Origin of the sequence: Paracidovorax oryzae ATCC 19882, from assembly GCF_000687165.1 — a bacterium.
Classification (GTDB): domain Bacteria; phylum Pseudomonadota; class Gammaproteobacteria; order Burkholderiales; family Burkholderiaceae_C; genus Paracidovorax; species Paracidovorax oryzae.
In genome coordinates this window covers 216,458-224,763 of record NZ_KK366049.1, presented here as the reverse complement: position 1 = coordinate 224,763, position 8,306 = coordinate 216,458, and the positions used below count along the sequence as shown (strand labels likewise).

General features: G+C 70.2%; 4 protein-coding genes. 1 reads left to right on the top strand and 3 read right to left on the bottom strand.

Annotation, left to right across the window (positions count from 1 at the left end):
* Nucleotides 1-184 precede the first annotated feature (184 nt).
* The 3 genes from T336_RS0123445 to ppc form a co-directional block, all read right to left on the bottom strand.
* Nucleotides 185-1,444, bottom strand: coding sequence for an IS256 family transposase (locus T336_RS0123445; protein ID WP_084151511.1), 1,260 nt, complete (start codon nucleotides 1,442-1,444; stop codon nucleotides 185-187).
* A gap of 581 nt (nucleotides 1,445-2,025) precedes the next feature.
* Nucleotides 2,026-4,272 (bottom strand): YccS family putative transporter, encoded by a 2,247-nt coding sequence (gene yccS / locus T336_RS0123440; protein ID WP_051647423.1) that lies wholly within the window; start codon nucleotides 4,270-4,272, stop codon nucleotides 2,026-2,028.
* Nucleotides 4,273-4,378: 106 nt separating this feature from the next.
* Nucleotides 4,379-7,234 carry a phosphoenolpyruvate carboxylase gene (gene ppc, locus T336_RS0123435; protein WP_051647422.1) on the bottom strand — a complete coding sequence of 952 codons (2,856 nt, stop codon included), beginning with the start codon at nucleotides 7,232-7,234 and terminating at the stop codon, nucleotides 4,379-4,381.
* 113 nt (nucleotides 7,235-7,347) lie between these two features.
* On the opposite strand from ppc, the gene hemC reads away from it, so the two are divergent.
* A complete protein-coding gene (gene hemC, locus T336_RS0123430; RefSeq protein WP_026434326.1) occupies nucleotides 7,348-8,301 on the top strand; it encodes a hydroxymethylbilane synthase in 954 nt (317 codons plus the stop codon).
* Nucleotides 8,302-8,306: the final 5 nt, after the last annotated feature.

Genomic DNA, 8,306 nt, shown 5'->3' with positions numbered 1-8,306 from the left:
TCGCCCCGGCGGGCGAGTCACTTTCTTTCGCTTCGCCGAAAGAAAGTAACCAAAGAAAGGGCGACCCTGCTGGATGCGACCCCGTTCGCCCGCAGGGCGAACGGGGCAACCTGGGGTGCTCGGGGGTGGGGTGTGCCGTGGAACGGGAGTGTCAGATTTTTTGTGTTCAGGGCGATGAAGCTGCTTACGCAGCGGGTTTGATGAATCGATCTGCGTAGAGGATCGCAAACTGATTCATCGCATTCTTCCAGTCCTGGGCGGCCCGTCCCCACTCGGCCGTGATGTTGCGCAGTGCCAGCCAGATCAGCTTGGTGGCCGCGTCGTCGCTGGGAAAGTGCCCCCGCGTCTTGATGATCTTGCGCAGTTGAGCGTTGATGCTCTCGATGGCGTTGGTCGTGTAGATCACCTTGCGGATGGCGGGCGGGAAGGCGAAGAAGGGGATGACCCGATCCCAGGCTCTGCGCCAGGCCGCCACGACGGTGGGAAACTTCTGGCCCCACGGGCCGGCCTCGAAGGCGTCCAGTTCGGCCAGGGCCGCCTCCATCGTCGGGGCCGCGTAAACCGGCTTGAGCGCCGCAGCCAGCCCCCGGCGGTCCTTCCAACTGGCGAAGTCCAGGCTGGCGCGGATCAGGTGCACGATGCACGTCTGAAGCGTCGTGGCCGGGAACACCGCCCCCAGTGCTTCGGGCATGCCCTTGAGGCCATCCGTGACAGCGATCAGGATGTCATTGACGCCACGCGTCTTGAGATCGTTGAAGACCTTCATCCAGAACTTGGCGCCCTCGGTGCCTTCGATCCACAGTCCCAGGATGTCACGTGAGCCGTCGGCCAACACCCCAAGGGCCAGATAGATCGCCTTGTTGCGCACGACCGCGTCCTCGCGGATCTTGACCCGCAGCGCGTCGAAGAACACCACCGGGTACATAGGCTCCAGAGGTCGGCTCTGCCAGGCAGTGACTTCGGCCATCACCGCGTCGGTGACCGAACTGATGAACTCCGGCGAGACATCCACACCGTACTGCTCTGTGAGGAAGCCTTGGATCTCGCGCACGGTCATACCCCGGGCATACATGGCCACGATCTTGTCGTCAAAGCCCGTGAAACGCCGCTCGTGCTTGGGGATGAGAATGGGATCGAACGAGGCATCTCGGTCGCGGGGGACGTCGACTTGCAGCGGCCCGTCCTGGGTCAGGACGGTCTTGCCGCTCTTGCCGTTGCGCTGATTGGCCATCTCCTCGGGCTTGGCAGTGCCTGGCGGGTAGCCCAGGTGGTGGCTGAGCTCAGCACCCAGCGCCCGTTCGATCAAGGCCTTCTTGAACGCCATTGACGCCGCATTGATGGCCTCGGCCGTCATGGCTCCCTGGCCAAACTGGTCAAGAAGCTCTTTAGGAATGGCTGGCAGCGCGGGCGCAGCCTTCTTCGGTCGGTTCAGTTTGCTTGGCATACGTGTTCCTGTTCGTCATGCTATGCCCTGAACACGAAATTCCTGACAGGCCCCTATGCCCTGAACACGAAATTCCTGACAGGCCCCCTTCGGCACGCCCGCCACCCCACCCCCCTGCGCGCCCCAGGCGCATCCAGAAGGGGTGACCCGGGCCTTCGCGTTGCTCGGCCTCCAGGCCGTCGCTGCGCTCGGCAAAAACCCCAACGTTCCGTCCCAAGAAACACCGTGCGCGGTGCAACGCACTCGCGCACCAAGGGCCGAGCGAAGCAATGGCCCGTATGCGGCACCCCGCCCTCGTGGCTGCGCCGAGGAGCGCAGGAGGCAAGGCGCGCAGGCGTGCCGAAGGACACGCCTGCTTCGTCATCTGACTGGCTGCGGTTGTCCGAGCGGAGCGCGCCAGCGCGCAGCGAGTTCCGCAGCCGCGCCTTGCCTCCGAGCACCACAGGCTGCCCCCTTCGCCCCTTTCGGGGCGAAGGGGGACGCAGACACCAGGGCTCGCCTTTTCTTTGCCTACTTTCTTTTGGCGAAGCAAAAGAAAGTAGGTGCGCCGCCGGGCGCACATCCCGGCCCCCGGCAAAAACTCACCCCAACAACTCCCCCACAGCCCCCTCGATCACCCCGATCTGCCGGCACACCAGCGCCACCTGCGTCTGCAGAATCCGCAACGTCTCCGCCGACACCTCTCCCGCACCACCATCCCCTCCCAGCGCCATGGCATCCGCCGCCTGTTCCAGCGCGCCTGCCAGCGCCTGTGCGCGTCCGGCATCCTCCAGCGCCGCGCCTTCCTGGCGGCGCAGCGCCGCCGCCAGCGCCTCCAGCCGCCCGGCCGCGTGCGCCCCGGCCTCCTGGGCCAGGTCCGCGGCAGGGCCCGCAGGCCCTGCCCGGTGCGCGCCCAGGGCGGAGAGATAGCTCAGCAGGGTGTGCGAGGCCACCAGCATGCGCATGCCGGCCAGCGAATGCGAGCGCACGTGCCGCGGCTCCTGCAGCAGGTGCGAGAGCGTGGTGGAGAACGCCGCATCCGCGTTGTGCGCATTGCGCCGCGCGAGCCGGTAGTCCAGGTCGTCGGCCTTGCCGGTGGCGTACTGCGAGAGGATCTCGCGCAGATAGTGGGCATGCGCGGCCAGGGCCTGGGCCGCCACGGCCGCCAGGCGGCGCCCCTGCCAGTCCGGCAGCACCCACAGCATCGCCACCGCGGCGATGGCGCTGCCGATCATCGTGTCCAGCAGGCGCGGCAGGATCAGCCCGTGCGCAGCGCCGGTGGCCTGGTTGAAGCACATGAGCACCAGCAGCGTGATGGCGGCCGTGGCCGTGAGGTAGTGCGTGGTGCGGGTGACGAAGAACAGCACCCCCGCCGCCACGGCGAAGAGCGCCTGCAGCGGCAGGCTCGGGAACAGCCGCAGCAGCGCCCAGCCCACGACCAGGCCGACGGCCGTGCCGGCGATGCGCTGCGCCACGCGCGCCAGCGTCGCGCCATACGTGGGCTGGCACACGAACAGCGTGGCCAGTGGAATCCAGTAGCCGTGCACGGGATCGATCAGCTGCATCACGCCGTGGCCCGCCGCCAGCGCCAGGGACAGCCGCGCAGCGTGCCGGAACAGCGGCGAGCCGCCGTGCAGCTGCGCCTGCACCCGGCCCCAGGCGTCGGCCAGCGAACGCGGGGAGCGGTCGAGCAGGCTGCTGTCTCCCGCCCGCTCCCCGCCGTCGGGGTGGGTGGCGGCGTCGAGCTGCGCGTCCAGCGTGGCGAGGTTGCGAGCCAGCGCGCGCAGGCTGCGCAGGGGGCGCTGCCATTCGGCCCGGCCCTGGGCCTCCAGGTAGGCGATCGCGTCGCGCAGGTCGGCCATGGCACGCGCCACGGCGCCGTCCCGCTCGAAGGGCTGGTGCATCTGCAGCGCCTGGGCGATGCGCGCGCATTCCACGCCCTGCAGCTGCAGCACGCGCTGGCAGCGGTAGAGCACGTCGCTGTGGAACAGCACGTCCGCCCACTCGTTGTAGTGGTGGTGCGAGGAGCTGGCGCGCTCGTGGATGTCCTGGGCGATGAAATAGAGATTCAGGTGCCGCAGCATCCGCCCCGTCGGCAGGTCGCGCGCGCCGGCGCCCCAGCGGCTGAAGATGCTTTCCTTGGTGGCATTGAGGGCCGCCACCAGGCGGCCATTCGTCTGTGCCAGCGCCAGGCGCCGCCGCTCCACGTCCACGCCGCGCACCGGCTCGAACAGGCTGGCCTTGAGCCGCAGGTAGGCGCCCAGCTGGTCGTAGAGCCCCGCCAGGTTCTGCCGCACCTTCTGGTGCGGGAACGCCGCGCACCACAGCAGCGACAGCAGCGCATACCACGCCGCGCCGGACAGCAGCAGCAGCGGCACATGCCAGGGACCGCCGGCAGGCGCGTGCCCGGCCACCGTCCCCGGGGATGCGCTGATGGCCGCGTAGAGCGCCAGGATCACGGTCGCCGACGCGATGGCCCGGTAGCGCTCGCCGATGGCCCCCAGCATCGTGAAGCCGAAGGTGGAACATGCCAGGCCCGCCACGAACCAGGCCGGATGCGGCAGCAGCAGCTCCACGGAGAACGCCGCGAGCGCGAAGCACGCGAGCATGACCAGCACCGCGCGCAGGCGCCCGCGCCAGCTGTCGTCGGTCTCGGCGATCGCGCCGGCGATGATGCCCAGGAAGAGCGGCGTCACCAGCGCCACCTGGTCGCGCCACCAGCACAGCGCCATCACGCCGCTCAGCGCGATGAAAACGCGCAGGCTGTAGACGAAGGCATCCTGCGCCCACAGCCGGCGCAGCCAGCCGACACGCCCGCGCTCCGCCGCCGGGCCCGCGGACGCGGCCATCGTGGTTGTCGTTGTTCTCGGTTCCATTCACGCTGCCTTCGCCGGTGTCCATGCACGGCGCCATCGCGCGCCTGCACGCTCGTGAGCAAGAAGCAGGCCCGGGCCTTCAGCCGGTATTGCGCAGGCCCGCCGCAATGCCGTTGATGCAGATGTGGATACCAGTCTGCACGCGCTCGCTGCCCTCGCCCGCGCGCCAGCGCCGCACCAATTCCACCTGCAGGTGGTGCAGCGGATCGATGTAGGGGAAGCGGTGGCGGATCGAGCGCGCCAGCGCCGTGTTGTGCGCCAGCCGCTGCCGGTCGCCGGTGATGCGCGCCAGCGCATCCACCGTGCGCTGCCATTCGGCCTCGATGGAGCCGAACACCTTGCGCCGCAGGCGCGCATCCGCCACCAGTTCGCTGTAGCGCGACGCCAGCGCCAGGTCGCTCTTGGCCAGCACCATGTCCATGTTGGACAGCAGCGTGCGGAAGAAAGGCCACTGCCGGTACATCTTCTGCAGCAGCGCCATGCGGGCCTTCGGGTCCTCGCCCGCCGCCTTCACGAAGGCCTCCACGGCCGATCCGAAACCGTACCAGCCCGGCAGGGTGAGCCGGCACTGGCCCCAGCTGAACCCCCAGGGAATGGCGCGCAGGTCCTCGATCTTCTGGCTGGGCTTGCGCGAGGCCGGGCGCGAGCCGATGTTGAGCTCGGCGATCTCCCGGATCGGCGTGGAGTTGAAGAAATAGTCGGCGAAGCCCGGGGTGTCGTACACCAGCGCCCGGTAGGCCGCCATGCTCGCCTGCGAGAGTTCGGCCGCGGCCTCGTGGAAGGCCTTGGTGGCGGGCTTGGTGGGCTGCAGCAGCGTGGCCTCCAGCGTGGCGGCCACCAGCGTCTCCAGGTTGCGCCGGCCGATCTCCGGGTTGGCATACTTGGAGGCGATCACCTCGCCCTGCTCCGTCAGGCGGATCTGCCCGCGCACCGTGCCGGGCGGCTGTGCCAGGATGGCCTGGTAGCTCGGGCCGCCGCCGCGCCCCACCGTGCCGCCGCGGCCGTGGAAAAGCCGCAGGCGGATGCGGTGGCGCGCCTCCAGCGTGTCGAACAGCTCCACCAGCGCGATCTCGGCGCGGTACAGCTCCCAGTTGCTGGTGAAGATGCCGCCGTCCTTGTTGCTGTCGGAGTAGCCCAGCATGATGTCCTGCTCGGCCCCGCCGCGCTGCACCATGGCCGCGAAGCCCGGCACCTCGTACAGCGCCCGCATGATGGGCTGCGCGTTGCGCAGGTCGCCGATGGTCTCGAAGAGCGGCACCACGATCAGGTCGGCGCGCGCATCGGCGCCGTCCAGCGTGCCATGCATCAGGCCCACCTCTTTCTGCAGCAACAGCACTTCCAGCAGGTCGCTCACCGTCTCGGTGTGGCTGATGATGTAGTGCCGGATGGCCTGGGCGCCGTAGCGGTCGCGCATGCGCCGCGCCGTCTCGAAGATGGCGATCTCGCCGCGCGTGTGCTCCGAATACTCCGCACCCACCACGCGCAGCGGACGGGCATCGCACAGCAGGCGCACCAGCAGCGCCTGGCGCGCGTCCTCCGGCAGGGCCGCGTAATCGGCCTCGATCCGCGCCGTGGCCAGCAGCTCCGCCACCACGCGCTCGTGCTGGTCGGAGCTCTGCCGCAGGTCCACCGTGGCCAGGTGGAAGCCGAACACCTCCACGGCCCGCACCAGCGGATGCAGCCGCTGCGCCGCCAGAGGCGCCCCGCGGTGCGACCGCAGCGAAGCCTCGATGACGCGCAGGTCCGCGAGGAATTCCGAGGCGTCGCCGTACGGGTTCTGGGGCGCCACGGCATGGCGCGCAGCCTCGCCGCCCGTCAATTCGCGCAGCGTCGCCGCCAGCCGCGCATAGATGCCGGTGAGCGCGCGGCGGTAGGGCTCGTCCTGCCGGTGCTCGCTGGTGTCGGGCGATCGTTCGGCGAGCTGCTGCATCTCGGGGGAGACCTGCACCAGCCGGGCCGACAGCGACAACTCGCCCCCCAGGTAGTGCACCTCGGTCAGGTAGTGGCGCAGGGCCACCTCGGCCTGGCGGCGCAGCGCCAGCTCCAGCGTTTCGGCGCTCACGTTGGGGTTGCCGTCGCGGTCGCCGCCGATCCACTGGCCCATGCGCAGGAAGCTCGCCACCGGCTGGCTGCCCAGCGCCCGCTCCAGGTCCTCGTACAGGCGCGGGATCTCGCGCAGGAAGGTCGATTCGTAGTAGGAAAGCGCGTTCTCGATCTCGTCGGCCACCGTGAGCTTGGTGTAACGCAGCAGCCGGGTCTGCCAGAGCTGCGCGACGCGGGCGCGCAGCCGCGCCTCGTTGGCCGCCAGTTCGCGCGGCGTGAGCGCATCGCGCGCGGACTTGTAGAACAGCCCCCGCGCCTGGATCTCGTCGCGCTCGGCCAGCAGTTCGGCGATGTCGCGCTCCGCGTCCAGGATGCTCTTGCGCTGCACCTCCGTCGGGTGCGCGGTCAGCACCGGCGACACGTAGCTGCGCGCCAGCGTCTGCGCCACGGCGCGCGGCGCGATGCCCGCCCAGCGCAGCCGGGCCAGGGCCACCTCGATGCTGCCTTCCTGCGTGCTGCCGGCCCGCTCGTGCACGGTGCGGCGGCGGATGTGGTGCCGGTCCTCGGCGAGGTTGGCCAGGTGGCTGAAATACGTGAAGGCGCGGATCACGCTCACCGTCTGGTCACCCGACAGGCCCTTGAGCAGCTTCTTGAGCGCCTTGTCCGCCTCCTGGTCCGCATCGCGGCGGAACGCCACCGACAGCTTGCGCACCTGCTCCACCAGGTCGTAGGCCGCCACGCCCTCCTGCTCGCGGATCACATCACCCAGGATGCGCCCGAGCAGGCGGATGTCCTGGATCAGCGGCTGGTCCTTGTCGGCGCGGCGTCCGGGCGACGGGGCGGCCTGCGGCTCGGACACGGGATCGGTCTTGCGGGAAGGCGTCGCATTCATGCGGAAAGGTCTCCTGGAGGCGCCCCGGCGGAACGGCGGGTGCTGCGGCGCAGCATGCTAGCATCCCCGCCAGGCCTGCCGAGCCTTCCGCCCGCCCGGCCTGGAACACCGCGATGCATCCCTTCTCCTCCACGACCTCCGCCTCCTCCGGCCTTCCCCCCATCGTCATCGCCACGCGCGAAAGCCGCCTCGCGCTCTGGCAGGCCGAGCACGTGCAGGCCCTGCTGCGTGCGCGTGGCCACGCCGTCGAACTGCTCGGAATGACCACCAAGGGCGACCAGATCCTCGACCGCACCCTGTCCAAGGTGGGCGGCAAGGGCCTCTTCGTGAAGGAGCTGGAAGTCGCGCTGGAAGAAGGCCGCGCCCACGTGGCCGTGCATTCGCTCAAGGACGTGCCCATGGAGCTGCCCGAGGGCTTCGAGCTGGCCTGCGTGATGGAGCGCGAGGATCCGCGCGACGCCTTCGTCTCTCCCCGCCACGCCTGCCTCGCCGACCTGCCCCTGGGTGCCGTGGTCGGCACCTCCAGCCTGCGCCGGCAGGTGCTGCTGCAGGCGCTGCGTCCCGACCTCGACATCCAGCCGCTGCGCGGCAACCTGGACACCCGCCTGCGCAAGCTCGACGAAGGCCAGTACGACGCCATCGTGCTCGCGGCCGCGGGCCTCAAGCGCCTGGGCCTGGAAGGCCGCATCCGTGCCCTGTTCGAGCCCGACGAGATGCTGCCGGCCGCCGGCCAGGGCGCGCTGGGCCTGGAGGTGCGCTCCGAACGCCACGACCTGCTGCAGGCGGTGGCACCGCTCGCCCACCAGGCCACCTGGCTCTGCGTGGCCGCCGAGCGCGCCGTGAGCCGTGCACTGGGCGGCAGCTGCTCCGTGCCGCTCGCGGCCCACGGCCGGTGGACGGACGCCGGCACGCTGCGCCTGGACGGCGCCTGGGGCGACCCCGAATGCATCCGCCCCCTGGTGCGCGTGCAGGTGTCCGCGCCGGTCGCCTCCCTGCCCGAAGCAGAGGCACTCGGCTCCGCCGTCGCGGCGCGGCTGCGTGCGGACGGCGCGCAGATCCCGGCCTGACCGGC

What these genes read in the sequence shown, in the direction of transcription:
- T336_RS0123445 (WP_084151511.1), bottom strand. Translation starts at nt 1,444, where the DNA reads ATGCCAAGCAAACTGAACCGACCGAAGAAGGCTGCGCCCGCGCTGCCA.
- hemC (WP_026434326.1), top strand. Translation starts at nt 7,348, where the DNA reads ATGCATCCCTTCTCCTCCACGACCTCCGCCTCCTCCGGCCTTCCCCCC.
- yccS (WP_051647423.1), bottom strand. Translation starts at nt 4,272, where the DNA reads ATGGCCGCGTCCGCGGGCCCGGCGGCGGAGCGCGGGCGTGTCGGCTGG.
- ppc (WP_051647422.1), bottom strand. Translation starts at nt 7,234, where the DNA reads ATGAATGCGACGCCTTCCCGCAAGACCGATCCCGTGTCCGAGCCGCAG.